General features: G+C 69.1%; 1 protein-coding gene. It reads right to left on the bottom strand.

Annotation, left to right across the window (positions count from 1 at the left end; genetic code table 11):
- Nucleotides 1-223 (bottom strand): transposase family protein (locus AC2CJA_RS27505; RefSeq protein WP_484605313.1); only part of this gene is annotated, 223 nt, incomplete at both ends.

Raw genomic sequence — 223 nt, 5'->3', positions numbered from 1 at the left:
AGGGATGGCGGAAGCCGTCGCCGGCGTTCTCGTAGCCGAGGTCGACCAGGGTCGGCATGTCCAGTTCGGCCGCGATGCGGTTGAGTGCCTCGACCAGCCCGTGGTGGCGGGTGCAGGTGGTGTCGTGTTCCCGGCCCGGCCGTACGGGCGAGACCCAGATCGGCCAGCCGTCCGGGGTGGCGATGACCTGCACGTTCCCGCCATGGTGCTTGTGTTTTCCGGA

Source organism: Streptomyces sp. ATLC9, assembly GCF_057196705.1.
This window is presented reverse-complemented; position numbering and strand designations above follow the sequence as displayed.